This is a genomic window from Streptomyces sp. Isolate_45 (assembly GCF_024721315.2).
Classification (GTDB): Bacteria; Actinomycetota; Actinomycetes; order Streptomycetales; family Streptomycetaceae; genus Streptomyces.
Genome location: NZ_JANFAK020000029.1, coordinates 43,324 through 68,692, shown reverse-complemented (window position 1 = coordinate 68,692; position 25,369 = coordinate 43,324). Strand labels below are relative to the sequence as shown.

The window sequence follows — 25,369 nt, the reverse complement described above, 5'->3', positions numbered from 1 at the left end:
CCCCCCCCCCCCCCCCCCCCCCCCCCCCCCCCCCCCCCCCCCCCCCCCCCCCCCCCCCCCCCCCCCCCCCCCGGGCCGGTGCGCGGCGCCGCTCAACGCGCCGACCCCGATCGGGCACGCCCAACCCGCAGGCGGTGCCCCGGGCCATCCGGCGGGGAGGGCGGGCCTAGGGTGTGGGGGTGACGACCCGCCTCTCGGCCCGCGCCGCCATCGCCGCCCTCGTGGATCCCGACACCTTCGCCGAACTCCCCGCCCCGCCGGGGGAGTCACCGATCGACGGCCCCCTCGGCTGGGCGGGCTACGACGCCTCCCGGGCCCGGGCCGAGGCCCGTACCGGCGAGCAGGAGTCGGTCGTGACCGGCACCGCCCGTATCGGTGGCCGCGAAGTCGGCCTGATCTGCTTCGAGTTCGGATTCCTCGGCGGGTCCCTCGGCCGCCGCACCGGAGACCGGCTCGAAGCCGCGTACGGGCACGCTCGGGAGCACGGCCTGCCGCTGGTGTCGCTCATCGCCACCGGCGGATCCCGGATGCAGGAGGGGATGCTCGCGCTGACCCAGCTCCAGCGGGTCGCCGCGCAGTGCGTGCGGACCCGGGCGGCGGGCCTGCCGCAGATCGCGGTGCTGCGCGATCCGACGACCGGCGGCGGGTGGGCCACCCTCGGGGCGGGCGCGGACGTGGTGCTCGCGCTCCCGGGGGCCCAGGTCGGCTTCGCCGGGTCCCGGGTGCGGCCCGCCGACGCCGATCCGGCGGCCTATACCGCCGAGGGCCAGTACGCCGCCGGGCACGTCGACGCCGTGGTGCCCCCGGCGGAGCTGCCCGCGGTGCTGGCGGACTGGCTGCGCGTACTGACCGCGCTCAGGCCGGCCGGCGCCGTGGAGCCCCCGGCCGCGCTGGCCGACGTCGCGCCGCCCGCGACCGGCTGGGACGCCGTCCTGCTGGCCCGGCATCCGGCCAGGCCCCGCGCCGAGGCGTACCTGGAGGCGTACTTCGACCTGCGGCTGCCTCTCTCCGGGGACCGGGCCGGGGGCGTCGACCCGGGGATGCTGTGCGGGTTCGGGCTGCGGGGCGGGCGGGCCGTGGCGTACGCCGCCCAGTGCGGCACCGCCACCCGCCCGGCGGGCTACCGCACGGCCGCCCGCGTGGTGCGCCTCGCGGACCGGCTCGGGATCCCGGTGCTGACCCTGGTGGACACCCCGGGAGCGGCCAACGACGCCGCGGCGGAGCACGCGGGGGCCGGCGCGGCCATCGCCGACACCTTCGCGGCGCTCGCCGCGGCCACGGTCCCGGTGACGACCCTGCTGATCGGCGAGGGCGGTTCGGGCGGCGCGCTCGCGCTGGCCGCGCCCGGGAACACCTGGGTGACCCCGGACAGCTACTTCTCGGTGATCGCCCCGGAACTGGCGGCGGCCATCCTCAAGCGCCCCGCCGACCGGGCCCCGGAGACGGCGGAGCAACTGCGCATCCGCCCCCAGGACCTGGTGGCGCTCGGTGTGGCCCGGGGTGTGGTCGGGCCGTAGGGCCTTTCGTCGAGCCGCCGTGCTGCCGCCCGGTGCGGCGAGAGCCCCTCAGTGCCGCCGCGCCGGCAGGCGGACGTCCAGCGTGTAGAGCCGGGTGATCTGCTGCGGGAACTCGTTGTCGTCGCCGGCCAGGAGCAGGCGGGTGCGGCCGCGGGTGTCGTCGTCGAGGACGACCATGCCCTCGACGTTGTCGACCAGCGGGTGGTTCTGCGGCAGCTTCGACGGGGCTCCGAGCGTCGGGCAGTCGTTCAGGTCGCCGATCGGCGTCTTGCGGGCGGTCCGCAGGCCCGGGCCGGCGGTGAGGGTGTCCACCTTGGCCGTGTCGCTCGCGCCGAGCGGGTCGGCGACGTACAGCCGCACGGTGATGGCGAACTGCTGGGTGAAGCCGCGTTCCAGCACGATCAGCCGCCCGTCGCGGGTCGGCGCGAGTTCGACCAGGCCGTGGCCGGCGTCGACGGGGTAGGCGTACTGGCGGCCGAGGACGAACTGCCCGTCCCAGCGGCGTTCCCAGGTCTGGATGCGTTGCAGGGTGCGGCCCTGCGCGTCCTTGCCGTCGCCGGCGAGCGGGCCCTCGACCCCGGCGACCAGGGTGCGGCCGCCCGGCAGCAGGGTGAGCGATTCGAAGGTCTGGTTCACCGTGGCCCGGCCCTGGGGCGCGAGTCGGAACGCGGGCGGGACGGGCAGGGTGGCGAGGACCTGGCCGGTGCGGCTGTGGCGGCGGATGGCGGGGGCGTTCTCGTCGGTGATGAGGTAGGTGCCGTCGCGGTCGACGACCACTCCCTCGGAGTCGAGTGCCTTCCCGGCGCCGTCGGTGAGGGGCAGCCGGGCGGTGGCCGTGGCCGTCGGGGTGTCGCCGCGGGCGACCTTGAGGCGGTAGAGCGCCGACTTGTCGGAGATCGCGGCGACCGAGCCGTCGCGGTCGAGGGAGAGGCCGGAGATGCCGCCGACCAGCCGCCCGTCGAGGAGGTTCTTGTCGAGGGAGTCGGAGAATCCCCTGACCGACAGGTGGGGCGAGCAGGCGCGGTCCTCGGGTGCCGCGACGGCCTGCGGGGCGAGTGCTCCGGCGAGCGCGGCGGTGGCCACCGCGGTGGTGACGAGCGTGCGAAGGCGCATGAAGGCCTTCCTCCTGGTTCGACTGGTCCGGCTGGATCGCCCGCGTCGGCGCGGGCGAGAACTGCCGAACTGTCATATGTCGAACAGAAATAAAACGGAAGGGGTGGCAACGACATCGCAACGAACCCGCCAACTCCCCTTCACAATCGGCCGGAACGGGCGAATCCGGCCGGGCCGATCCCGACGTGCCGACCGAAGTGCCGGGTCAGGTGCGCCTGGTCGTGGAACCCGGCCGCCGTCGCCGCCTCCGCCGCGGGCGTCCCCGCCAGCAGCAGCTCCCGCGCCCGGGCCACCCGCCGCCCGACCAGGTAGGCGTGCGGCGGCAGCCCGTAGGCCCGCCGGAAGGCCCGTACGAGGTGGGTGGGGTGTACGCCGCCCAGCGCGGCCGCGGCCTGCGCGAGCGTGATGCCCTCGACCACCCGGGCGTCCAGCAGTTCCCGCAGCCGTACGGCGACCCCTGCGCCCGGGGCCTCGTACGGCGCGGGCCGCCGGCCCGCCAGCCACCACCGCAGCCGTTCCCCCACGAAGGCCAGCCGCGTCTCGGCCTCCAACGGGTCGGGCGCGGCCAGGGCCCGGTGCAGCCCGTCCAGCCGTGCCCCCAGCGCCGCATCGCGCAGCAGCGGGGCGTCCACGGCGGCCCCGGTCAGCCGTTCCGGCAGGACGGAGGTGTCGAGGTACAACACCCGTTTGCGGAAGCCGGTCTCGGTGACGGTCCGGCCGTCGTGGGTCACGCCGGGCGGCAGCAGGACCACCTGGTCGCGGAGCCCGGCGCCGTGCCGCTCCCGGTCGAGGGCGAAGTCCACCCGACCGCGATCGAGGAGCATCACGGCCCAGGTGTCGTGGACGTGCGCCGGGTAGGCGTGCGCGGTGAACCGGGCGTGGAAGACCTCGGCGATGCCGGCGACCGGCGGCCGCCAGGCGGAGACGGTGCTGCGCGGGGGTTCGGCGGCCATGTCAGGAACGTACAAGACCCGCCCCGCCCGCCGGGGCAGCCTGTCCACATGACGACACAGAAGGTCAACATCGCCGAGAAACTGGCCGGTTTCACCGAACAGTGGGCTCCGCGCCGGATCGCCCGCGTCAACGACTACGAGGTCAAGGCGGCCCGCCTCCAGGGCGAGTTCGTCTGGCACAGCCACGAGGACACCGACGAGATGTTCCTCGTGGTGAGCGGCGTCCTCACGATCCGGCTCCGGGACGGCGAGGTCGTCCTGCACCCGGGCGAGATCTACGTGGTCCCGCGCGGGGTCGAGCACCTCCCGGTGGCGGACGAGGAGGTGGCGATCCTGCTCTTCGAGCCCACCGGGACCCGGAACACCGGGGACCGGGGAGGGGAACGCACCCGCGAGCCGGTGGACGCCTAGGGCCTGTCGTCGAACTCCCGTCGCCGCCCGGAGGGCGGCCTCGCGGCGGCCGGTGCGTGCTCCCGGCGTGCCGGGCGCACGCCCGCGTACTGGACGTACTCGGGCTTCCGCCCGGTGCGGCGGGAGCGCGTGCCGGCCGCCACGAGGCAGACGGGAGTTTGACGACAGCCAGTGCTGTGGGCCCTGTTCTCAGGCCTGCGGCGAGCGGGCGTCGTAGCGGGCGAAGTTTCGCCAGCGGGCGGCGAGCAGGCCCACGACGAGGACGCAGCCGAGCCCGCCGCCGGTGATGGCGACGGCCGGTGAGGTGAGTTCGGCGGCGGTCCCGGCGAGGAAGTCGCCGAGCCGGGGCCCGCCCGCGACGACCACGATGAAGACGCCCTGGAGCCGGCCGCGCATGCCGTCCGGGGTGGCGGCCTGGAGCATGGTGGAGCGGAACACCATGGAGACGGTGTCGGCGCAGCCGGCCACGGCCAGGAAGAACAGGCCGGCCCACAGGTTCCGGGTCAGCCCGAAGACGGCCACGGCCAGCCCCCACGCCGCGACGGAGATCAGGATGGCCAGCCCATGGCTCCGGATCCGGCCCTGCCAGCCGGAGAACAGCCCGCCCAGCAGCGCTCCCACCGCGGGCGCGGCCACGAGCAGGCCGACCGTCCTGGCGTCGCCGCCGTACCAGAGCACCGCGATGGCCGGGAACAGCGCCCTCGGCTGCGCCAGCACCATCGCGGCCAGGTCGGAGAAGAAGGTCATCCGGATGTTGGGCCGGGTGCCGAGGAACCGCAGCCCGTCCATGACCGAGGCCCGTCCCTGCTTGCCCTCGGGCAGCATCGACGGCAGCCGCCACATGGCGTAGAGCGCGGCCCCGAAGGTCACGGCGTCGATCACGTACGCCGCCTGGTACCCCCACCAGCCGACGATCATCCCGCCCAGGACGGGCCCTGCCATCATCCCGGTGGTCATGGTGACGGAGTTCAGCGCGTTGGCGGCGGGCAGTTGCTCCTTCGGCAGCAGCCTCGGGATCATGGCCGACCGGGCGGGCCCGTTCAGCGCCCCGCAGACGGCCTGGAGGGCGACGACCGCGTAGAGCAGCCAGACCCGGTGGTAGTCGAGCAGCGCGGCTCCGGCCAGGGCGAGGGACAGTCCGGTGAGTCCGAGGGAGCTGTAGAGGCCGAGTTTGCGCCGGTCCACGGTGTCGGCGATGGCGCCGCCGTACAGGCCGAAGGCGACGAGCGGGACCAGCGAGAAGAGTCCGACCAGCCCGACCGAGAAGCTGGATCCGGTGATCTCGTAGACCTGGAGCGAGATGGCGAGCGCGGTCATCGCCTGGCCCAGCCAGGAAATGGTGCTCCCGACCCACAGCCGCCGGTAGTCGGCGGAGGCGCGCAAGGGCGTCAGGTCGGCGAATATCCGTCGGCGGGGCTGCGGAGGAGAGGCGGTACCGGTCACAGCGGATGATAACCACCCGCCTCCGGGCGGCTCCGGGGCCGCGGGCCGTTGTTCACACACCCGCAACGCCTTCCCCACGCGGATCCCACGCCCCAGGCCCGGCCGGGTCCTGCCGCTAACCCGCCACTATCACCGGACATTTGACCGAATCGTCGTACCCTCCTCGACTCCCGCTCGGCTCATGATGAAAAGACTCGTATGTCCAGGGAGGCGTAGTGATCGAACCTGGCAACAGCACCACGAGCACCGGTGACACCGGCCCCACGGGCCACGGCCTGCGCACCGCGACCGGCCGCACCTCCCCCCTCACCGTCGGGGTCGAGGAGGAGTTCCTCCTCGTCGACGCCCGCACCCTGCGGGTGGTCCCGGCCGCTCAGCACGTCCTCGCCACCGCCGCCGGACTCCCCCACGAACTGCACGCCGAGGGGACCCGGTACCAGGTGGAGATCTCCACCCCGGTCGCCGATTCCGCGGTCACCCTGCGCGAGGAGCTCGCCGCCCTGCGGCGCACCCTCGCCCGGGCCGCCCGCGCGCACGGCTGCCGGCTGCTCGCGGCGCCCTCGCCGGTCGTGGCCCTGGAGGGGCCGCTGCACCTGACCGACGACGAGCCGCGCCAGCGCGAGCAGCACCGCCGCTTCGGCGCCCTGACCGACACCCTGGTCAGCTGCGGACGCCACGTCCACATCGGCACCCTCGACGTGGACACGGCCGTGGCGGTGTCGAACCGGGTCAGACCTTGGCTGCCCACGCTGATCGCGCTGGCGGCCAACTCCCCCTTCTGGGGCGGCCGCGACACCGGCCACTCCAGCTGGCGGGCCATGGCCTGGTCGGGCTGGCCCTCCGCCGGGCCGCCCCCGCACTTCACGTCCACGGCCCACTTCCGGCGCTCGGTACAGACCTTGCTCGGCTCCGGGGCTGCCCTCGACACCAAGATGGTCTATTGGGACCTCCGCCCGTCCGGGAACTGGCCCACCCTCGAAATCCGGGCGCCCGACATGTCCCCGGACATCGACACGGCCGTCCTCCAGGCCGAGCTGGCCCGCGCCCTGGTGGCCACGGCGCTGCGCGACATCGCGGAGCGGGTGCCGGAGCCGGCCCTGCGGGACGACGTCCTACGGCTCGCGCGCTGGCGGGCCGCGCACGACGGTCTGGAGGGCTTCGGGCTGGACCCGTACACGGGGGTCGAACTCCCGGCCGCCGACCTGGCGGAGGCGCTGCTCGACCTGGTCGCCCCGGAGCTGGCCGCGGCCGGTGACCTCGACCACGCCGCCAAAACCCTGGGCGGACTGCTGCGCGACGGCTCGGGCGCCGCCCGCCAGCGTGCCGCCTTCGCCCGCCGCGAGGACCTCGACGACGTACTGCGCCACCTGGTGGAGGAGACCGAGAACTTCTAGCGCGTGTGGTGAAAGTGGCGCCGGGCGCCCGAAGGGCGCGGCCCGCGGCGTCCGGCGCCGTGCGTCGCAAGGCGGAGGAACGCCCGCCCACTGGACGTGGGCGGGCGTTCCGACAACTCGGCGAGGCGAGGCGCGGTGCCGGACGCCGCGGGCCGGGCGAGACCTTCACAACACGCCCCGGCCCGCACCCACCGCGTCCCGGGTGCGGCCGCACCGGGCCGGGCCGAGCGCCCGCACCCGACCCGGAACACGCGAAAGGCGGCCCCGAAGGACCGCCTTATCGTTTCTGCACACCTGCTCCGCGGTGGGGCGGGTGGGACTCGAACCCACGGCCGACGGATTATGAGTCCGCTGCTCTAACCGGCTGAGCTACCGCCCCTTTACGGCGTGGCGCGTACATGTGTGCGCGCCGTCTGCCGCAGCATAGCCGCTCATACGATCTCCTGCCTCGGATGCCTCGCATGATCGGCTTCGCTGTTCAGAGAGACCGCGTTGAGTGCTGCCCGGTTCCGGGTTCCGGGCAAAAAAAGAGGACCCACCCGGGTCCCCTTCTTCTTTGCTCCCCCGACTGGACTCGAACCAGTAACCTGCCGATTAACAGTCGGCTGCTCTGCCAATTGAGCTACAGGGGACCGCGCTCCCCCGACTGGACTCGAACCAGTAACCTGCCGATTAACAGTCGGCTGCTCTGCCAATTGAGCTACAGGGGATTGCTGCGGTGCATCGAACGGCCCACCTCCGGCCTTGCCGGGGGGCGAGCGCTCGTTGCGAGTCATAGATTAGCGCAAGCAGGGGGGTGCTCCGCCAATCGGTATCGCCAGCGGGCCGGGCACCACACGACGAAGGGTGGCAGGCATGCGGTACAAGGTCACGTTCGTGGTCGGACTGGCCCTCGGATACGTCCTCGGAACACGGGCGGGACGCGAGCGCTACGAGCAGATGAAGAAGTCCGCGCGCCAGGTCGCGCAGAACCCGGCGGTGCGCAACGCCGCCGAAACGGCCGGTCAGAGCGGGCGCCAGGTCGCCGGCAAGGCCTTCGCCGTGGTGAGCCAGAAGGTCGGCGCCGTCGTCCCGGACTCGCTGACCGAGCGGGTACGGACCCTGCGGGGCCGCGTCGGGGGCGGCGCGGGCACCGAGGACGAGTGGGGTACGAGCAACACCTGACCCCGGGTGCGGGTGGGACGGAGTCCGCGCGGGAGCCCGGCGCGGCGTGCGGCAGAATTCTCCGCATGGGGATAGTCGCCGGACTGGACAGCAGTTCCACCTTCACTCGCATCGTCGTCTGCGACGCGGACACGGGCGCCGTGCTGCGCCAGGGCTACGCGCCCCATCCGCAGTCCGCCGGTGAGACGGTCCCCCATGAAACCGATCCGCAGGCGTGGCTGCTGTCCCTCGGCGAGGCCGCGGGCGGTGGGCTGCTGGAGGGCGTCGAGGCGATCGGCGTCTCGGCGCAGCAGCAGGGCGTCCTGCCGCTCGACTCGCAGGGCGGACTCGTACGGCCCGCGCTCGTCGGCAACGACAAGCGCGGGCAGGTCGCCGCGGCGGATCTGATCGAGGCGCTCGGCGGGCGGCAGGCGTGGGTCCAGGCCGTGGGTTCGGTGCCGCACGCCGCTCAGCCGATAGCGAAGCTGGCCTGGCTGGCCCGCACCGAGCCGGAGGCGGCCCGCCGGGTGGCGGTCCTGATGTCCCCGCACGACTGGCTCGTCTGGCAGTTGCTCGGCAGGCCGGCGCGCCGCACCACCGACCGGGCCGGTGCCTCCGGGACCGGCTACTGGTCGGCGGCGACCGGCTCGTACCGTCCTGACCTGGTCGAGCTGGCGCTGGGTCGGCAGGCGCTGCTGCCCGAGGTGCTCGGCCCGGCCGAGGCCGCCGGGATGACTCCCGAGGGGTTGCTGATCTCCGCCGGGACCGGCGAGACGATGGCCGCCGCCCTCGGGCTGGGGCTGGGTCCGGGTGACGCGGTGGTCTCGCTGGGCGCCTCCGGCTCGGTGATGGCCGTCCACCACGAGGCCCTCGCGGAGCCGGGCGGTCTGATCACCTCCCTCGCCGACGCGGGCGGCATGCACCTGCCGGTGGTGAACACCTCCAACGCGGTGCGGGCCCTGCGGGGCACCGCCGACATGCTCGGCACCGACCTCGAAGGCCTCAGCGCACTCGCGCTGAAGTCGACCCCCGGTGCACACGGGCTCGTGCTCCTGCCGTACCTGGAGGGTGAGCGGACGCCGAACCTGCCGCACACCGCGGGCACCCTGAGCGGGCTGCGCCGGGACTCGATGAAGCCCGAGCACCTGGCACGGGCGGCCTTCGAGGGCATGCTGTGCGGGCTGGTGGACGCCCTCGACGTGCTGCGGCACCGGGGCGTCGGCATCCGGCGGGTGTTCCTGCTCGGCGCGGCGGCCGACCTGCCCGCCGTGCAGATCGCGGCGCCCGGTCTGTTCGGGACGCAGGTGGTGGTCCCGGCTCCGGCCGACTACGCGGCGCTGGGCGCGGCCCGGCAGGCGGCGTGGGCGCTCGGGGCGCACCGGGGCACGCTGGCCCCGCACACCCCGCCGATCTGGCCGGCCGCGGCGGCGCAGATCTTCGAGCCCGGTGAGGACTACCCGAGCTGGCAGGCGGTGCGCCAGCAGTACATCGCCACCCGGGAGCAGTTGCACCCGGGCGCGTTCCAGTACTAGGCCGTCGGTCACGGCAGTAGGTCCGGGGACGCGGGCGTTCTCCTCCTTTTGACCGGGCTTTACGAAATCCGATGGGGATCGGGGTGCCGGTTGGCACAAGATGGAGGGAACCCCCTCGATCTTGCCGACCGGAGCCTGCGCGTGCTCATACGACTTCTGCGGACCCATCTGGGTCCGTACCGGAAACCGATCGCCGCCCTCGTGCTGCTGCAACTGCTGCAGACCAGTGCGAGCCTCTACCTGCCGACGCTCAACGCCGACATCATCGACAACGGTGTCGTCAACGGTGACACCGTCTACATCCTGCGCTTCGGCGCCCTGATGCTGGGCGTCTCGCTGGTCCAGCTCGTCTGCAACGTCGGGGCCGTCTACTACGGCGCCCGCACCGCCGCCGCCCTCGGCCGCGACATCCGGGCGGCGGTCTTCGACCGGGTGCAGAGCTTCTCCGCCCGCGAGCTCGGCCAGTTCGGCGCACCGTCGCTGATCACCCGTACGACGAACGACGTCCAGCAGGTACAGATGCTGGCCCTGATGACGTTCACGCTGATGGTCTCGGCGCCGATCATGTGCGTCGGCGGCATCGCGATGGCGCTGTCGCTGGACGTGAAGCTGTCCGGCGTACTGCTCGCCGTGGTGCCGGTCCTCGGCCTGTCGGTCGGTGCGATCGTCTTCCGGACGCGGCCGCTGTTCCGGCAGATGCAGGACCGGCTCGACACCGTGAACCGGGTGCTGCGCGAGCAGATCACCGGCAACCGGGTGATCCGCGCCTTCGTCCGCGACCCGTACGAGAAGGAGCGCTTCCGCGAGGCGAACGCCGATCTGACCGGGGTGTCCCTGGCCGCGGGCAAGCTGCTCGCGCTGATGTTCCCGGTCGTGATCCTGGTCGTGAACGTGTCCAGCGTGGCCGTGATCTGGTTCGGCGCGATGCGCGTCGACAGCGGCGGCATGGAGGTCGGCCAGCTGACGGCCTTCCTCGCCTACCTGATGCAGATCGTCATGTCCGTGATGATGGCCACCTTCATGTTCATGATGGTGCCGCGCGCGGAGATCTGCGCGGAGCGCATCCAGGAGGTCCTGGACACCCGGTCGAGCGTGGTGCCGCCCGCCGATCCGGTGCGCGAGCTGGCACTGCGCGGGCGGCTGGAGCTGCGCGGCGCCGACTTCCGCTATCCGGGTGCCGAGGCGTCGGTGCTGCGCGGGGTGGACCTGGTGGCCCGTCCCGGGGAGACCACCGCGGTGATCGGCTCGACGGGCAGCGGGAAGTCGACGCTGCTGGGTCTGGTCCCGCGGCTGTTCGACGCGACCGGCGGCGAGGTCCTCGTCGACGGGGAGGACGTGCGCCGCATCGATCCGGCGCTGCTGGCCCGGACGGTCGGCATGGTTCCGCAGAAGCCGTACCTGTTCTCCGGGACGGTCGCCTCCAACCTGCGCTACGGGCGCCCCGGGGCGAGCGACGAGGAGCTGTGGCAGGCCCTGGAGGTCGCCCAGGCCAAGGAGTTCGTCTCCGAGCTGGAGGGCGGGCTCGACGCGCCCATCTCCCAGGGCGGTACGAACGTCTCCGGCGGGCAGCGCCAGCGCCTGGCCATCGCCCGGACGCTGGTGCAGCGGCCGGAGATCTACCTCTTCGACGACTCCTTCTCCGCGTTGGACTACGCGACGGACGCGGCGCTGCGCGCGGCGCTGTCCCGGGAGACCGAGAACGCGACGGTGGTCATCGTCGCCCAGCGGGTCTCCACGATCCGCGACGCCGACCGGATCATCGTCCTGGACGAGGGCGCGGTGGTGGGCGAGGGACGGCACCACGAGCTGATGGCCGACAACGAGACCTACCGGGAGATCGTGCTCTCCCAGCTGACGGAGGCGGAGGCCGCATGAGCGGGCCCGGAGGACGGATGATGATGGGCCCGGCCGAGCGGTCCATGGACTTCAAGGGTTCGGGCAAGCGGCTGCTGGGGCAGCTGGCGCAGGACCGGGCGAGGCTGTGGGGCATGGTCGCGGCGGTGGTCGGCAGCGTGGGCTGCGCGGTCGTCGGCCCGAAGATCCTCGGCAGCGCGACGGACCTGGTCTTCGCGGGGATCGTCGGCCGGGAGTTCCCGGCCGGGGTCACCAAGGAGCAGGCGCTGGAACGGATGCGCGCCAACGGCGACGGCGGGATGGCCGACATGCTGTCGGGCACCGACTTCACCCCGGGCGAGGGCATCGACTTCGGCGCGGTCGGCGTGGTGTCGCTGTGGGCGCTGCTGGTGTTCACGCTGGCCGGTCTGCTGATGCTGGTCGCGACGCGGCTGTCGAACCACGTGATGAACGGCGCCGTCTACCGGATGCGCGAGGAGCTGCAGGCGAAGCTGTCGCGGCTGCCGTTGTCGTACTTCGACCGGCAGAAGCGCGGCGAGGTGCTGAGCCGGGCGACGAACGACATAGACAACATCGGGCAGACGCTCCAGCAGACGATGGGGCAGCTGCTGAACTCGCTGCTGACCATCGTCGGCGTGTTGGTGATGATGTTCTGGATCTCTCCGCTGCTGGCGCTGGTCGCGCTGGTGACCGTGCCGCTGTCGGTGGTCGTCGCGGCGAGGATCGGCAAGAAGTCGCAGCCGCAGTTCGTGGCGCAGTGGAAGAGCACGGGCGCGCTGAACGCCCACATCGAGGAGATGTACTCCGGTCACGCGCTGGTGAAGGTGTTCGGGCGGCAGGAGGAGTCGGCGGCGGTCTTCGCCGAGCAGAACGAGGAGCTGTACCGGGCGTCGTTCAAGGCGCAGTTGGTCAGCGGCATCATGCAGCCGGTGATGTTCTTCCTGTCGAACATCAACTACGTGCTGATCGCGGTCGTGGGTGGTCTGCGGGTGGCTTCGGGCACCTTGTCGATCGGTGACGTGCAGGCCTTCATCCAGTACTCGCGCCAGTTCTCGATGCCGCTGACGCAGGTGGCGTCGATGGCGAACCTGGTGCAGTCGGGCGTCGCCTCGGCGGAGCGGGTGTACGAGTTGCTGGACGCGGAGGAGGAAGAGCCGGACGTGGAGGTTCCGGAGCGTCCGGAGGTCCGGCGCGGCCAGGTCACCCTCGACAAGGTGGCCTTCCGGTACGAGCCGGGCAAGCCGCTCATCGAGAACCTCTCGCTGACGGTGGAGCCGGGCCACACGGTGGCGATCGTCGGCCCGACGGGCGCCGGCAAGACCACGCTCGTGAACCTGCTGATGCGCTTCTACGAGGTCACGGGCGGCGAGATAGCCCTGGACGGCGTGGACATCGCGAAGATGAGCCGCGCGGAGCTGCGCGGCGGCATCGGCATGGTCCTCCAGGACACCTGGCTGTTCGGCGGGACCATCGCGGAGAACATCGCCTACGGCGCCTCCCGCGAGGTCACCCGGGAGGAGGTCCAGGAGGCGGCCCGCGCGGCGCACGCGGACCGGTTCATCCGTACCCTGCCGGACGGCTACGACACGGTGCTGGACGACGAGGGCGCGGGGGTCAGCGCGGGCGAGAAGCAGTTGATCACGATCGCCCGGGCGTTCCTGTCGGATCCGGTGATCCTGGTCCTCGACGAGGCGACGAGCTCGGTGGACACCCGTACCGAGGTGCTGATCCAGAAGGCGATGGCGCGCCTGGCGCACGGCCGTACGTCCTTCGTGATCGCGCACCGGCTGTCCACGATCCGGGACGCCGATGTGATCCTCGTCATGGAGAGCGGTTCGATCGTGGAACAGGGCACGCACGAGGAACTGTTGGCGGCCGGCGGCGCGTACGCGCGGTTGTACGCGGCGCAGTTCGCGCAGGCGGTCGCCGAGGTCGACTGACCCGCGGGGTCGGGGTCGAGCGGGGTGGGGGCGTCCTTCGGGGCGCCCCCTGCCCGTTTCAGTCGAGGTAGCCGCGGAGTTGGTCGGCGAAGGCGTGGTCGCGCAGCTTGCCGAGGGTCTTGGACTCGATCTGGCGGATCCGTTCGCGCGTCACGCCGAAGATCCGGCCGATCTCCTCCAGGGTGCGGGGCCGGCCGTCGGCGAGTCCGTAGCGGAGCTGGACGACCTTGCGTTCGCGTTCCCCGAGGGTCGACAGGACGGCTTCGAGGTGTTCGCGGAGCAGGAAGAACGCGGCGGACTCCACGGGCGAGGCGGCGTCGCCGTCCTCGATCAGGTCACCGAGGGCGACGTCGTCCTCCTCGCCGACGGGGGCGTGCAGGGAGACCGGTTCCTGGGCGAGCCGGAGCACCTCCATGACCCGCTCGGGGGTCAGTTCGAGGTGGGCGGCGACCTCTTCGGCGGTGGGTTCGTAGCCGCGTTCCTGGAGCATGCGGCGCTGGACGCGGATGACGCGGTTGATGAGTTCGACGACGTGGACGGGGACGCGGATGGTCCGGGCCTGGTCGGCGAGGGCCCGGGACATCGCCTGGCGGATCCACCAGGTGGCGTAGGTGGAGAACTTGTAGCCGCGGGCGTAGTCGAACTTCTCCACGGCGCGGATCAGTCCGAGGTTCCCCTCCTGGACCAGGTCGAGCATGGTGAGGCCGCGGCCGACGTACCGTTTCGCGACGGAGACGACGAGCCGCAGGTTCGACTCGATGAGGCGGCGCTTGGCCATCCGGCCCATGACGACGAGTTTGTCGAGGTCGTGGGCCAGCCGGGAGTCGAGGTCCGGGGTGCTGCCCAGTTTCTCCTCCGCGAAGAGACCCGCCTCCACCCGCCGCGCGAGGTCCACCTCTTCGGCGGCGGTGAGCAGCGGGATCCTGCCTATCTCGCGCAGGTACTGCCGGAAGAGGTCCGCGGACGGCCCCGCTCCGGCGGCGTTGCCCCTGCTGCGCGTACGTGGCGCGGGCTCCCGGTCGACCGGTTCCAGGGCCTCGGGTTCGTCGTCCACGGCTTCGGCCTCGGGGTCGGGCTCTTCGGCGACGGCGACGGCGACGACGGCCACGGCTTCGGTGTCGTCGGCCGGTTCCGCGTCGGCGGCGGGGGCGGCGGGGTGGCTCACGTTCGCGGTCAGGGTCCGGGACTGCACGGGGGCGACCTCCAGGGCTCCGAGGACGGTGGCACCGCACCTCAGTGTGGGGTACGGCACATCACCGCCACGAGGGGCGTGCGAGCACTTTCTGAGTCCGGTGCGTGACCGGATGGTTACCCCCCGGCGGGAACCCCGATGCGGATCGGACGCATGTCCGAGATGATCGATGTCATGTCTTCGCACGGAACCTACGAAACCCACGTGACGGTCCGCTGCCCGGACGCGGTGGAGCTGGAGCGGCTCGAATCCTGGGCCGCAGCACGGGAGTTGAAGGTCACGCACATCCTGCCGGCCCGGGGTCGGATGCTCTCCCAGCCGATGTTGACGCTGCCGGACCGGACGAGTCACGAGCGGCTGGTGCCGCAGCTGCGGGCCGCGGGTTTCGACCCGGTCCGGGTCAAGGTGGAGACGGTCCCGTGGACCACGGACAGCCCGGGGCCGGGCGGCGGCTACTACGAGCACCACCTGAAGCTGCGGCTGCCGGCGGACTACGACGGGGCGACCCTGGAGTCCCTGGTCACGGAGCACCGGGCCAACCTGTCGTGGAACGCCCGCCGCACCCTGCCGGGCCCCGACGGCCAGCACGAACGTTTCGTCACGCAACGCTGCCGGGGCACCGCGTCCGGGGCGACGGCGGCCTGCGACACGTTGATCTCCGTCCTGGTGGAGGCCGGCTACGAGGTCCTCTCGGAGGAAAGGGAGTTCGTGCTGTACGACAGCGACCTGTCGGTGGACGAGGGTTGGATCGAGTGCGGGTCCCGCGTCCGACCTCCTGCGGTGAACTCCCTCAAGCCGTCTCCACCCGGACCGCGCAGGTCTTGAACTCGGGCATCCGGGAGACGGGGTCGAGGGCCGGGTTGGTGAGGGTGTTGGCGCGGCCCGCGCCCGGCCAGTGGAACGGCATGAACACCGTGTCGGCGCGGATCGTGTCGGTGATGCGGGCCGGGGCCACCGCCCGGCCGCGGCGGGAGACGACCGCCAGCGGGGCGCCGTCGTCGATGCCGAGGCGGGCCGCGAGGCGCGGGTGCAGTTCCACGAAGGGCCCGGGGGCGGCCTCGTTGAGTTCGGGCACGCGCCGGGTCTGGGCGCCGGACTGGTACTGGGCCACGACCCGACCGGTGGTGAGCAGCAGCGGGTACTCCGCGTCGGGCATCTCGGCGGCGTCCCGGTGGGTGACGGCGGCGAAGCGGGCCCGGCCGTCGTCGGTGGCGAACCGGTCCAGGAAGAGGCGGGGAGCGCCCGGCGAGCCGGCCGGGCAGGGCCAGAAGACGCCCTGTTCGGCTTCGATGCGGGCGTAGGTGATGCCCGAGTAGTCGGCGGGGCCGCCCTCGGAGGCGAGCCGGAGTTCCTCGAAGACCTCCTCGGGGTCGGTGGGGAAGCCCTTCTCCACGCCGAGGCGGGCCGCGAGGCCGTGGAGGACGTCGAGGTCGCTCCGGACGCCGGGCGGCGGGGTGAGGGCGCGTCGGCGCAGCAGGACCCGGCCTTCGAGGTTGGTGGTGGTGCCGGTCTCCTCCGCCCATTGGGTGACGGGGAGGACCACGTCGGCGAGGGCCGCCGTCTCGGACAGGACGACGTCGGCGACGGCGAGGAAGTCCAGGGACCGGATGCGTTCCTCGATGTGGGCGGCGCGGGGCGCGGAGACCACCGGGTTGGAGCCCATGAGGAGCAGGGCCCGTACGTCGCCGCCGAGGGCGTCGAGGAGCTCGTAGGCGCTGCGGCCGGGGCCGGGCAGGCTGTCGGGTTCGACGCCCCAGACCCCCGCGACGTGGGCGCGGGCGGCGGGGTCGGTGAGCTTGCGGTAGCCGGGGAGCTGGTCGGCCTTCTGGCCGTGCTCGCGGCCGCCCTGGCCGTTGCCCTGGCCGGTGAGGCAGCCGTAGCCGGAGAGGGGCCGGCCGGCCCGGCCGGTGGCCAGGCACAGGTTGATCCACGCGCCGACGGTGTCGGTCCCCTTGGACTGCTGTTCCGGGCCGCGGGCGGTGAGGACCATGGCGGTGGAGGGGGCGCAGAACAGGTCCGCGGCCTCGCGGAGCCGGGGCACGGGGACCCCGGTGATCCGTTCGACGAGTTCGGGCCAGTGGGCCATCGCGCCGGCCCGGGCCTCCTCCCAGCCGGTGGTGCGGGCGGCGATGAACTCCTCGTCCGTTCGGCCCTCGGCCACGATCAGGTGCAACAGGCCCAGGGCCAGGGCGAGGTCGGTGCCGGGGCGGGGCGCCAGGTGCAGGTCGGCGTGCTCGGCGGTGCGCGTACGGCGCGGGTCGACGACGATCAGGGTGCCGCCGTTCGCCTTCAGCTCGGTGAGGAAGCGCAGCGCGGGGGGCATGGTCTCGGCCGGGTTGGAGCCGACGAGGATGACGCAGCCGGTGCGCGGTACGTCCTCCAGCGGGAAGGGCAGCCCGCGGTCGAGGCCGAAGGCCCGCTGGTGCGCGGCTGCCGCCGAGGACATGCAGAAGCGGCCGTTGTAGTCGATCTGCGAGGTCCACAGGGCGACCCGGGCGAACTTGCCGAGCGCGTAGGCCTTCTCGTTGGTGAGCCCGCCCCCGCCGAAGATCCCGACGGCGTCGTTGCCGTGGGTTCGGCGGGTGCGGGCCAGGCCCTCGGCGACCTTGTCGAGGGCCTCCTCCCAGCCGGCCGGCTCCAGCCGCCCCGAGTCGCCCCGGACGAGCGGCTCGGTGAGGCGTGCCCGGGAGGACAGCACGGCGGGCGCGGTGCGGCCCTTGCCGCAGAGCGCGCCCCGGTTCACGGGGAAGTCGGCCCGCTCCTCCACGGTCACGCCGTCGCCGCCCGGTGTGGGGCGCAGGTTCATCCCGCACTGCAGCGCGCAGTACGGACAGTGCGTGGCGATGGGGGCGCCGGGAGCGGCTTCCGGGGTGTGCATGCGCCCCAGCGTGCGTCGCCGGTGTTACGCCGACCGCCGCTCCCGGTTACGCCTCCCGGACGGCCCCCTCACCGCCGGCCGGGGGCCGGGGTGAGGGGGCGGGCGCGGCGGGGCGGTGGTGGCACCGGCCGGTGGGGTCACCGGCCGGTGGGGTCACTGGCCGGTCAGGTACTTCACCGTCAGGCCCGCGGTCCAGCCGCCGTCCACGGCCAGTTCGGCGCCGGTCACGTAGCCGGCGGCGTCCGAGAGGAGGAAGGCGACCGCGGCGGCTATCTCCTCGGGGAGGCCGACCCGGCCGAGCGGGGCTCCGGGGTAGTTGCCCTCGCCCGCCGCGATGCCGATCGGGGCGGTCATCGGGGTCAGCGTCATGCCCGGGTGGACGGAGTTGACGCGGATCCGGGCCTCTGCGAGCTCGACGGCGCCGATCTTCGACAGGCCGCGCACGCCCCACTTGGAAGCCCCGTAGCCGGCCGTGAGGGCGAGTCCGGTCAGGCCGGCCGCGGAGGAGATGTTGACGATGGAGCCGCCGCCGTTGTCGCGCATCAGCGGGATCGCGGCCTTGATGCCGATGAACACGCCGACCAGGTTGATCTCGACCACCCGGCGGAAGTGCTCGACGCTCTCGTGTTCCAGGAACTGGCCGGTGGAGATGCCGGCGTTGTTCACGAGCCCGTCGACCCGACCGAACTCGGAAACCGCGTACGCGAACGCCGCCTCCCAATCGGCCTCGCTGGTCACGTCGTGCCGCAGGAAGCGCGCCGCGTCCCCGAGCTCGGCCGCGGTCTCGGCGCCCTCGGCCTCCAGCACGTCGGTGATCAGCACCCGGCCGCCGCCGTCGACGACGGCCCGGGCGGCCGCCGCGCCCAGACCGCGGGCACCACCGGTGATGACGACGGCCTTGCCGCCCAGATCCACAACAGCCACGGTTCCACACCCCTGACGTACAGACTGGTATATGACTAATCGGCATACGCCGATCGCGGCGTCAGTCTGCCAGAGCCGCCAGCACCCGCGACACCCCCTCCTCCTTCGGTCCCAGGAACCGCGGTTCCGGCTTGAACACGGCGTCCAGCGCCGCCTTGCCGGCCGCGAAGACCTCGCGGGTCCCGCCGTAGTACCAGGTGGCGTCGTGCACGTCCTGGACGCCGACCCCGTACGAGTCCACGCCCGCGGCCTGGCACAGCGCGACCGCCCGGCGGATGTGGAAGCCCTGGCTGATCAGCACCGCCCGGCGCACGCCGAAGATCTCCCGGGCGCGCACGCAGGAGTCCCAGGTGTCGAAGCCGGCGTAGTCGCTGACGATCCGGTCGTCCGGCACCCCGTGGGCGGTGAGGTAACCGCGCATCGAGTTCGGCTCGTCGTACTCGGTGCGGCTGTTGTCCCCCGTCACCAGGACCACCTTCACCTTCCCGGCGCGGTACAGCTCCACGGCCGCGTCGAGCCGGTCCGCGAGGTACGGGGTGGGCCGGCCGTCGTAGAGGAGGCCCGCCCCGAACACGACGGCCACCTCGGCCGGCGGCGCGTCGGCCGTGGTGCGCAGCCGGTCGGCGGCGGCCGCGTGGGTCCACGCCGAGGGCAGCAGCGCGAGGACGCAGACCGCCATCACGAGCCGTACGAGTCGGCGCCGGGCCCTGACGGTGCGCGGCACCAGCCCCCGCGCGGCGCGCGCGATCCGGTGCGGGCGCGGTGTGCGCATGAGGTTCCCCCTGGTCGTGCCGGCCGGTCTGCGGCCGGTGCCGCACCCGCAGGTCAGGACGTACGAGGAGGGCGGACGGTTTCACCGACCGCGTCCCACCCGGGCCCCGCCGCCGCCCCGGACCGGGCCGACGGTCCCCGGCGCCCGACCGGCGGGCCGGGCGCACGGCGCCGTACACCCGCGCGCCCGATCGGCGGGCCACCCGCACGGCGCCGTACACCCGCCGGTGAGCAGGCCGTAAACACCCGTCACCCCGACGCAACGCCCGCGCAACCTCCGCCCCCCAGGATCGGTTCATGACGGAGCCGGTGCACCCTCCCGAACCCTTCGCCCTCCCCTTCGGCAGCGCGGCCGAGCTGCTGACCCGGATCACCGCACAACTCGGCACGCAGCTCAGCGGCCTGCGCCCACCACGCGCCCACGGAGCCCCCGCATGCAGCCCACACTCGTCGCCGTGGCCCACGGCAGCCGTGACCCGCGCGCCCCGCGCACCGTCCTCGCCCTCCTCGAACGGGTCCGCGAGCTGCGCCCCCGCCTCGACGTCCGGCTCGGGCACGTCGAGCTGAACCAGCCGCTCCTCGGCGACGCCCTGAGCGGGCTGCCGGCGGGCGGGGAGGCGGTCCTCGTCCCGCTGTTGCTGGGCCGGGGCACCCACGTCAAGCGGGACCTCCCCGCGGCCGCCGCCCGCGCCGGACACCTGCGCGTCCGCGTCGCCGCCCCGCTCGGCCCGCACCCGCTGCTCGTCGAGGCCCTGTACGAGCGGCTCCTGGAGGCCGGCTGGACCCCGGGGACGGCGGTGGTACTGGCCGCCGCCGGGTCCCGCGACCCGGACTCCGCCGCCGACACCGGCCGCGGCGCCGCGCTGCTGTCGGAGCGGCTCGACGGAGTGCCCGTGGTCCCGGCCTACGCCTCCGCCGCCGCGCCGGGCGTGCCCGACGCCGTCCGCGCGCTGGCCTCCCGGGGTCACCACCGGATCGCGGTCGCCTCGTACTTCGCCGCCCCGGGCCGGTTCTCGGCCGCGTGCGCGGCCGCCGCGCCCGGTCCGGCGGCCGCCCCGCTCGGCGACCACCCGGCGCTGGCCCGGCTCGTCCTGCTCCGCTACGAGCAGGCCCTCGCCCGGCGGGCCCGGCCCATGGAGCTGGCCACGGCCTGAGGGCCGCGTCCGTACGGATCTCCCGGTTTGTCGGCCGGTGCGGTTACCGTCGGAGCATGGAAGGCACCGCACACTCCCCCGCCTACGAGTCCTACGACCTCGCCGCCACCGAACGCTGGGCCCCCGAGCCCGACAAACAGCCGGGCCGCACCGCCTTCCAGCGCGACCGCGCACGCGTCCTGCACTCCGCCGCGCTGCGCCGCCTCGCCGGTAAGACCCAGGTCGTCACCCCGGGCACCCGCTCCTACGACTGGGACGCGAGCCCCCGTACCCGACTTACCCACTCCCTGGAGTGCGCGCAGGTCGGACGCGAGCTCGGCGCGGCCCTCGGCTGCGATCCCGACCTCGTGGAGGCGGCCTGCCTGTCCCACGACATGGGCCACCCGCCGTTCGGGCACAACGGCGAGGAGGCTCTGAACGAGTTCGCGAAGGACAGCGGCGGCTTCGAGGGCAACGCCCAGTCGCTGCGCCTGCTGACCCGGCTGGAGCCCAAGCGGTTCGTGCCCGATCCGGCGAGCGGCGAGCTGGTGAGCGTCGGCCTCAACCTGACCCGCGCCTGTCTGGACGCCGCCACCAAGTACCCGTGGGCGCGCGGCGACCATCCGACGGACCCGGGTTCGGTGAAGTTCGGCGCCTACGAGGACGACCTGCCGGTCTTCGAGTGGCTGCGGCGCGGCGCGCCCGCCGACCGCAAGTGCTTCGAGGCGCAGGTCATGGACTGGGCCGACGACGTCGCGTACTCGGTCCACGACTTCGAGGACGGTCTGCACGCCGGTCACCTCGACCCGAACATGCTCTTCGCGGAGCCCGAGCGCACCGCGATCTGGCAGGTCGCGATCGGCCGGTACGTGCCCGCCGACACCGCCCCCGAGGAACTCCGCAAGGCCCTGGACCGGCTGATGGAGCAGGAGTGGTGGCCGCACGGCTACGACGGTTCGGCCGTCGCCCAGGCCCGGTTGAAGGACGCCACCAGCCAGCTGATCGGCCGGTTCTGCCAGGCGGCGGAGGGCGCCACCCGCGAGGCGTACGGGCCCGGCCGGCTCACCCGGTACGCGGCGGAGCTGGTCGTCCCCCGCGAGGCGCGCAACGAGTGCGCCGTCCTCAAGGCCGTCGCCGACCTGTACGTCATGCAGCGCGACGAGCAGGAGCGGCTGCGCGCCGACCAGCGCATCGTCCTGGCCGAACTCGCGGAGGCGCTCAGCGCCCGGGCCCCGGAGGGCCTGGACCCGCAGTTCCGGGCGATCTTCGACGCGGCGCCCGACGACCGGGCGCGGAAACGCGCGGTCATCGACCAGATCGCGTGCCTCACCGACGCGGCGGCCCGCTCCCTGCACGCCCGCCTCACCAGACGCCCGCAACGCGCCGAAGGGTGAGCCGATCGGGCCACTCCCCCTTCACGCGGCAGGCTCGGTGCGGGACGCTCGCATGTGGTCGCATGTGGCCCAGAGGTTATGAGGAGGCATCAGGTGGTCGACGCACACCGGACGTTCGTGATCGTCGGGGCAGGGCTCGCCGGGGCGAAGGCGGCCGAGACACTGAGGTCGGAGGGGTTCACGGGCCGGGTGATCCTGATCGGCGACGAACGCGACCATCCGTACGAACGGCCTCCGCTGTCCAAGGGGTACCTGACGGGCAAGGAGGAGCGCGAGAGCGTCTTCGTCCACGAACCGTCCTGGTACGCGGCGGCCGACATCGAACTGCACCTGGGGCAGCCGGCCGTCCACCTGGACCGGGAGAACAGGACGGTGCGCCTCGGTGACGGCGCGCTGCTGCACTACGACAAGTTGCTGCTGGCCACCGGTGCCGAGCCGCGTCGCCTGGACATCCCGGGCACCGGCCTGGCCGGGGTGCACCACCTGCGGCGGCTCGCGCACGCCGAGCGGCTGCGCAACGTACTGGCCGCCCTCGGGCGGGACAACGGCCACCTGCTGATCGCGGGCGCCGGGTGGATCGGCCTGGAGGTCGCGGCGGCGGCCCGCGGCTACGGCGCCGAGGTCACCGTGGTCGAGGCGGAGGCGACCCCCCTGTACACGGTGCTGGGGCCGGAGATCGGCCGGCTCTTCGCCGACCTGCACGCCGCGCACGGGGTCCGGTTCCACTTCGGGGCGCGGCTCACCGAGATCGTCGGCCACGACGGGATGGTGCTGGCGGCCCGTACGGACGACGGTGAGGAACATCCGGCGCACGCGGTGCTCGCCGCGATCGGGGCCGCGCCGCGGACGGCGCTGGCCGAGACCTCCGGGCTGGCCCTGGTGGACCGCGAGCACGGCGGGGGGATCGCCGTGGACGCCTCCCTGCGCACCTCGGACCCGGACGTCTTCGCCGTCGGGGACGTCGCCGCCGCCCACCACCCGGTCCTGGGGGCCCGGCTGCGGGTCGAGCACTGGGCGAACGCCCTCAACGGCGGGCCCGCCGCGGCGCGGGCGATGCTCGGGCAGGAGGTCCGCTACGACCGGGTGCCGTACTTCTTCTCCGACCAGTACGACGTGGGCCTGGAGTACTCGGGGTACGCCCCGGCGGGCGGCTACGACCAGGTGCTGATCCGCGGGGACGTGGGCAGGCGGGAGTTCATCGCGTTCTGGCTGTCGGAGGGCCGCGTGCTCGCCGGGATGAACGTGAACGTGTGGGACGTCACCGAGCACATCCAGGCCCTGATCAGGTCGAAGACGCCCGTGGACCGCGACAGGCTGGCGGATCCGTCCGTTCCGCTCGCGTCGTTGATCACCGGGGAGGGCGCCTGACGGGATTGTCCCCGCCCGGCCGTAGACTTCACGCGTGGCAGGACGGATCAACGAAGACGACGTGAAGGCGGTACGGGACGCGGTCCCGATCGACGCCGTGGTCTCCGAGTACCTCCAGCTCCGCAACGCCGGCGGCGGCAACCTCAAGGGCCTGTGCCCCTTCCACGACGAGAAGTCCCCGTCCTTCCAGGTCAGTCCCAGCAAGGGCTTCTACCACTGCTTCGGCTGCCAGGCGGGCGGGGACACCCTCGACTTCATCATGAAGATCGACCACCTCTCCTTCTCGGAGGCGGTCGAGCGCCTGGCCGGCCAGGCCGGCATCACCCTGCGGTACGAGGAGGGCGGCTACACAGCCGGCACCAGCGGCCGCGGCGAGCGGATCCGGCTGGTCGAGGCGCACAAGGCCGCCGCCCTCTTCTACGCGGAGCAGCTGGGCGGCGCCGAGGCGGAGATCGGGCGCCGCTTCCTGGCGGAGCGCGGCTTCGACCAGGCGGCGGCCGAGCACTTCGGCGTGGGCTACAGCCCGGCCGGCTGGGACCACCTGACCCGGTTCCTGCGGGGCAAGGGCTTCACGGACAAGGAACTGGTCAGCTCCGGGCTCGCCCAGGACAGCCGCAGCGGCAAGCCCATCGACCGCTTCCGCGGCCGGCTGATGTGGCCGATCCGGGACATCAGCGGCGAGGTGGTCGGCTTCGGCGCGCGCAAGCTCCGCGACGACGACAACGGCCCGAAGTACCTGAACACCCCCGAGACCTCGATCTACAAGAAGTCCCAGGTCCTGTACGGCATCGACCTGGCCAAGAAGGAGATCGCGAAGACCTCCCGGGCCGTGGTCGTCGAGGGCTACACCGATGTGATGGCCTGCCACATGGCCGGGGTCACCACCGCCATCGCCACGTGCGGCACGGCCTTCGGCGGAGACCACATCAAGATCCTGCGCCGGCTGCTGATGGACAACGCGACCGCCGAGGTGATCTTCACGTTCGACGGGGACGCGGCCGGCCAGAAGGCGGCGCTGCGGGCCTTCGAGGACGACCAGAAGTTCGCGGCCGAGACCTCCATCACCATCGCCCCGAACGGGATGGACCCCTGCGACCTGCGCCTCGCGCAGGGCGACGCGGCCGTGTCCGGGCTGGTCGAGTCGCGGACCCCGCTGTTCGAGTTCGCGCTGCGGCACATCGTGTCCCGGCACAACCTGGAGAACCCGGCGGGCCGCGCGGCCGCGCTGGACGAGGCCGCTCCGGTCGTCGCCAACATCAAGAACATCGCGATCCAGCACGAGTCGGCCGTCCAGTTGGCGGGCATGCTCGGCATTCGTGACGAGCAGTTCGTCGTCAAGCGGGTCGCGCAGCTGGCCCGCTGGGCACGCGAGCGCGGCAACCAGCCGCAGCAACAGGGCCGGGGCGGCGGCCGGTCCTCCGAGTCGGCCCCCGCGGCCCCGGCCGTGACGCCCGGCGGTCCCGCGCTGAACCTGCGCAGCCCCGCCCACCGCACCGAGCGCGAGCTCCTCAAGCTGGCGCTCCAACGGCCGGCCCTGGTCTCCCCCGCCTTCGACGCGTACGGCATCGACGAGTTCACCGCCCCGCCCTACGCGGCGGTCCGCCAGGCCATCCAGGACGCCGGCGGCGCCGCACAGGAAACCGACGACTACCTGATCCGGGTCCGCGAGGCGGCGCCCAACGACACCGTCCGCGCCCTGGTGACGGAGCTGGCCGTCGAGGCCATCCACGCCAAGACGGTGGACGAGGTGTACGCCGGGGTCCAACTGGTGCAGGTCCGGCTGCGCGCCGTGGACCGCCGGGTCCATGAGGTACAGGGCACCATGTCCCGGCTCGGCCCGCAGGCCCCGCCCGAGCAGCACGCGGCGGTCCAGGAAGAGCTGTGGGTGCTCCAGCAGTACGGCCGCCGCCTGCGCAACCGCGGGGCGGAGGGGCTCTAGAGCGCCTGGCCCCCGGTCCGCCGGCGGCCGTGCCAGTCGCCGCCCCGGATCTCCGTACCCGAGTCGGCCAGCCGGCGGGCCAGGGGCGCGGTCGCGAGGTAGACCCAGGCGCGGACGCGGACGCCGTCGGGGCGGACCGCGTCACGGGCGACCCGGTCGTAGAGGTTCCCCGGGCGGCCCGGGCCCTCGTACTCCTCCAGCAGGTCCAGCGCGGCCAGCAGTTCCCCGTACGCGTCCGGCAGCGCGGTGATCAGCTCACCGGCTATGGCGGAGCCGGGTCGGTCCGCGGCGTACGGGTAGCCGGGACCCTCGTAGAGGACCGCGTCGGGCAGCACGGCCGGTTCCTCGACGGCGGTGCGGCCGCGCAGGAACAGGTCGTGGTTGACCTCGCCCGGCCGCAGCGTCCCGTACACGAAGAACGGCAAGGTGCCGGATTCTGGCCGATCGACCGATGCCACGGGATCCTCCCT

General features: G+C 73.2%; 19 protein-coding genes, 3 tRNA genes and 1 pseudogene. 12 read left to right on the top strand and 11 right to left on the bottom strand.

Annotated features, from left to right (window positions below; genetic code table 11):
• Positions 1–179: 179 nt before the first annotated feature.
• Positions 180–1,517, top strand: coding sequence for a carboxyl transferase domain-containing protein (locus tag NOD94_RS12615; RefSeq protein ID WP_281205949.1), 1,338 nt, complete (start codon positions 180–182; stop codon positions 1,515–1,517).
• A 48-nt stretch (positions 1,518–1,565) separates the two neighbouring features.
• Here the strand turns inward: NOD94_RS12615 and NOD94_RS12610 are convergent, their stop codons facing one another.
• The gene (locus NOD94_RS12610) at positions 1,566–2,630 is read right to left on the bottom strand and encodes an esterase-like activity of phytase family protein (protein WP_281205948.1); all 1,065 of its coding nucleotides are present in this window, start codon (positions 2,628–2,630) and stop codon (positions 1,566–1,568) included.
• Between the two features lie 140 nt (positions 2,631–2,770).
• A complete protein-coding gene (locus tag NOD94_RS12605; protein ID WP_281205947.1) occupies positions 2,771–3,583 on the bottom strand; it encodes an AraC family transcriptional regulator in 813 nt (270 codons plus the stop codon).
• Positions 3,584–3,631: 48 nt separating this feature from the next.
• Between NOD94_RS12605 and NOD94_RS12600 the strand changes: the two genes are divergently transcribed.
• Entirely contained in the window at positions 3,632–3,994 is a 363-nt protein-coding gene (locus tag NOD94_RS12600) for a cupin domain-containing protein (RefSeq protein WP_281205946.1), read from the top strand.
• A gap of 189 nt (positions 3,995–4,183) precedes the next feature.
• Here NOD94_RS12600 and NOD94_RS12595 read toward each other — a convergent pair whose 3' ends face one another.
• The gene (locus tag NOD94_RS12595) at positions 4,184–5,437 is read right to left on the bottom strand and encodes an MFS transporter (RefSeq protein ID WP_281205945.1); all 1,254 of its coding nucleotides are present in this window, start codon (positions 5,435–5,437) and stop codon (positions 4,184–4,186) included.
• Between the two features lie 215 nt (positions 5,438–5,652).
• On the opposite strand from NOD94_RS12595, the gene NOD94_RS12590 reads away from it, so the two are divergent.
• Positions 5,653–6,831 (top strand): glutamate--cysteine ligase, encoded by a 1,179-nt coding sequence (locus NOD94_RS12590; protein WP_281205944.1) that lies wholly within the window; start codon positions 5,653–5,655, stop codon positions 6,829–6,831.
• Between the two features lie 305 nt (positions 6,832–7,136).
• Here NOD94_RS12590 and NOD94_RS12585 read toward each other — a convergent pair.
• From NOD94_RS12585 to NOD94_RS12575, 3 genes are all read right to left on the bottom strand, one after another.
• Positions 7,137–7,210, bottom strand: a tRNA-Ile gene (locus NOD94_RS12585).
• A 180-nt stretch (positions 7,211–7,390) separates the two neighbouring features.
• Positions 7,391–7,463, bottom strand: a tRNA-Asn gene (locus NOD94_RS12580).
• A gap of 5 nt (positions 7,464–7,468) precedes the next feature.
• Positions 7,469–7,541: transfer RNA gene (locus NOD94_RS12575), tRNA-Asn, on the bottom strand.
• Between the two features lie 145 nt (positions 7,542–7,686).
• Here NOD94_RS12575 and NOD94_RS12570 point away from each other — a divergent pair.
• The 4 genes from NOD94_RS12570 to NOD94_RS12555 all read left to right on the top strand — a co-directional run bounded on the left by NOD94_RS12570 (position 7,687) and on the right by NOD94_RS12555 (position 13,300).
• The gene (locus NOD94_RS12570) at positions 7,687–7,995 is read left to right on the top strand and encodes a YtxH domain-containing protein (protein WP_281205943.1); all 309 of its coding nucleotides are present in this window, start codon (positions 7,687–7,689) and stop codon (positions 7,993–7,995) included.
• Positions 7,996–8,060: 65 nt separating this feature from the next.
• Positions 8,061–9,506, top strand: coding sequence for an FGGY family carbohydrate kinase (locus NOD94_RS12565; RefSeq protein ID WP_281205942.1), 1,446 nt, complete (start codon positions 8,061–8,063; stop codon positions 9,504–9,506).
• Between the two features lie 141 nt (positions 9,507–9,647).
• Positions 9,648–11,381 (top strand): ABC transporter ATP-binding protein, encoded by a 1,734-nt coding sequence (locus NOD94_RS12560; protein ID WP_281205941.1) that lies wholly within the window; start codon positions 9,648–9,650, stop codon positions 11,379–11,381.
• The gene (locus NOD94_RS12555) at positions 11,378–13,300 is read left to right on the top strand and encodes an ABC transporter ATP-binding protein (protein ID WP_281205940.1); all 1,923 of its coding nucleotides are present in this window, start codon (positions 11,378–11,380) and stop codon (positions 13,298–13,300) included. The genes NOD94_RS12560 and NOD94_RS12555 overlap by 4 nt, the downstream gene beginning before the upstream one ends.
• A gap of 58 nt (positions 13,301–13,358) precedes the next feature.
• Here NOD94_RS12555 and NOD94_RS12550 read toward each other — a convergent pair whose 3' ends face one another.
• The gene (locus tag NOD94_RS12550; protein ID WP_281205939.1) at positions 13,359–14,552 is read right to left on the bottom strand and encodes an RNA polymerase sigma factor; all 1,194 of its coding nucleotides are present in this window, start codon (positions 14,550–14,552) and stop codon (positions 13,359–13,361) included.
• 114 nt (positions 14,553–14,666) lie between these two features.
• Between NOD94_RS12550 and NOD94_RS12545 the strand changes: the two genes are divergently transcribed.
• On the top strand, positions 14,667–15,317 hold the full coding sequence (locus NOD94_RS12545) for a hypothetical protein (RefSeq protein WP_281205938.1): 651 nt from the start codon (positions 14,667–14,669) through the stop codon (positions 15,315–15,317).
• On the opposite strand, the gene NOD94_RS12540 is transcribed toward NOD94_RS12545, so the two are convergent.
• The 3 genes from NOD94_RS12540 to NOD94_RS12530 form a co-directional block, all read right to left on the bottom strand.
• On the bottom strand, positions 15,283–17,370 hold the full coding sequence (locus tag NOD94_RS12540; protein WP_281205937.1) for a molybdopterin oxidoreductase family protein: 2,088 nt from the start codon (positions 17,368–17,370) through the stop codon (positions 15,283–15,285). The genes NOD94_RS12545 and NOD94_RS12540 overlap by 35 nt on opposite strands.
• Positions 17,371–17,523: 153 nt before the next feature.
• Positions 17,524–18,294, bottom strand: coding sequence for a glucose 1-dehydrogenase (locus NOD94_RS12535; protein WP_281205936.1), 771 nt, complete (start codon positions 18,292–18,294; stop codon positions 17,524–17,526).
• Positions 18,295–18,355: 61 nt separating this feature from the next.
• Complete coding sequence (locus NOD94_RS12530) at positions 18,356–19,066, bottom strand: ElyC/SanA/YdcF family protein (RefSeq protein ID WP_281205935.1); 711 nt, start codon at positions 19,064–19,066, stop codon at positions 18,356–18,358.
• Positions 19,067–19,362: 296 nt separating this feature from the next.
• Here NOD94_RS12530 and NOD94_RS12525 point away from each other — a divergent pair.
• The 4 genes and pseudogenes from NOD94_RS12525 (at position 19,363) to dnaG (ending at position 24,899) form a co-directional block, all read left to right on the top strand.
• Positions 19,363–20,219 (top strand): annotated as a pseudogene (locus NOD94_RS12525) (sirohydrochlorin chelatase).
• A gap of 56 nt (positions 20,220–20,275) precedes the next feature.
• Entirely contained in the window at positions 20,276–21,592 is a 1,317-nt protein-coding gene (locus tag NOD94_RS12520; RefSeq protein ID WP_281205934.1) for a deoxyguanosinetriphosphate triphosphohydrolase, read from the top strand.
• Between the two features lie 93 nt (positions 21,593–21,685).
• Positions 21,686–22,960: an FAD-dependent oxidoreductase gene (locus tag NOD94_RS12515; RefSeq protein ID WP_281205933.1), complete on the top strand. Its 1,275-nt coding sequence runs from the start codon at positions 21,686–21,688 to the stop codon at positions 22,958–22,960.
• Positions 22,961–22,994: 34 nt separating this feature from the next.
• Positions 22,995–24,899, top strand: a complete 1,905-nt coding sequence (gene dnaG, locus NOD94_RS12510; RefSeq protein WP_281205932.1) for a DNA primase — start codon at positions 22,995–22,997, stop codon at positions 24,897–24,899.
• Here dnaG and NOD94_RS12505 read toward each other — a convergent pair.
• A complete protein-coding gene (locus NOD94_RS12505) occupies positions 24,896–25,357 on the bottom strand; it encodes a gamma-glutamylcyclotransferase family protein (RefSeq protein WP_281205931.1) in 462 nt (153 codons plus the stop codon). The two genes, dnaG and NOD94_RS12505, sit on opposite strands and share 4 nt — an antisense overlap.
• Between the last annotated feature and the right edge of the window lie 12 nt (positions 25,358–25,369).

What these genes read in the sequence shown, in the direction of transcription:
- NOD94_RS12610 (WP_281205948.1), bottom strand. Translation starts at nt 2,630, where the DNA reads ATGCGCCTTCGCACGCTCGTCACCACCGCGGTGGCCACCGCCGCGCTC.
- NOD94_RS12605 (WP_281205947.1), bottom strand. Translation starts at nt 3,583, where the DNA reads ATGGCCGCCGAACCCCCGCGCAGCACCGTCTCCGCCTGGCGGCCGCCG.
- NOD94_RS12600 (WP_281205946.1), top strand. Translation starts at nt 3,632, where the DNA reads ATGACGACACAGAAGGTCAACATCGCCGAGAAACTGGCCGGTTTCACC.
- NOD94_RS12570 (WP_281205943.1), top strand. Translation starts at nt 7,687, where the DNA reads ATGCGGTACAAGGTCACGTTCGTGGTCGGACTGGCCCTCGGATACGTC.
- NOD94_RS12565 (WP_281205942.1), top strand. Translation starts at nt 8,061, where the DNA reads ATGGGGATAGTCGCCGGACTGGACAGCAGTTCCACCTTCACTCGCATC.
- NOD94_RS12555 (WP_281205940.1), top strand. Translation starts at nt 11,378, where the DNA reads ATGAGCGGGCCCGGAGGACGGATGATGATGGGCCCGGCCGAGCGGTCC.
- NOD94_RS12545 (WP_281205938.1), top strand. Translation starts at nt 14,667, where the DNA reads ATGTCTTCGCACGGAACCTACGAAACCCACGTGACGGTCCGCTGCCCG.
- NOD94_RS12540 (WP_281205937.1), bottom strand. Translation starts at nt 17,370, where the DNA reads ATGCACACCCCGGAAGCCGCTCCCGGCGCCCCCATCGCCACGCACTGT.
- NOD94_RS12530 (WP_281205935.1), bottom strand. Translation starts at nt 19,066, where the DNA reads ATGCGCACACCGCGCCCGCACCGGATCGCGCGCGCCGCGCGGGGGCTG.
- NOD94_RS12520 (WP_281205934.1), top strand. Translation starts at nt 20,276, where the DNA reads ATGGAAGGCACCGCACACTCCCCCGCCTACGAGTCCTACGACCTCGCC.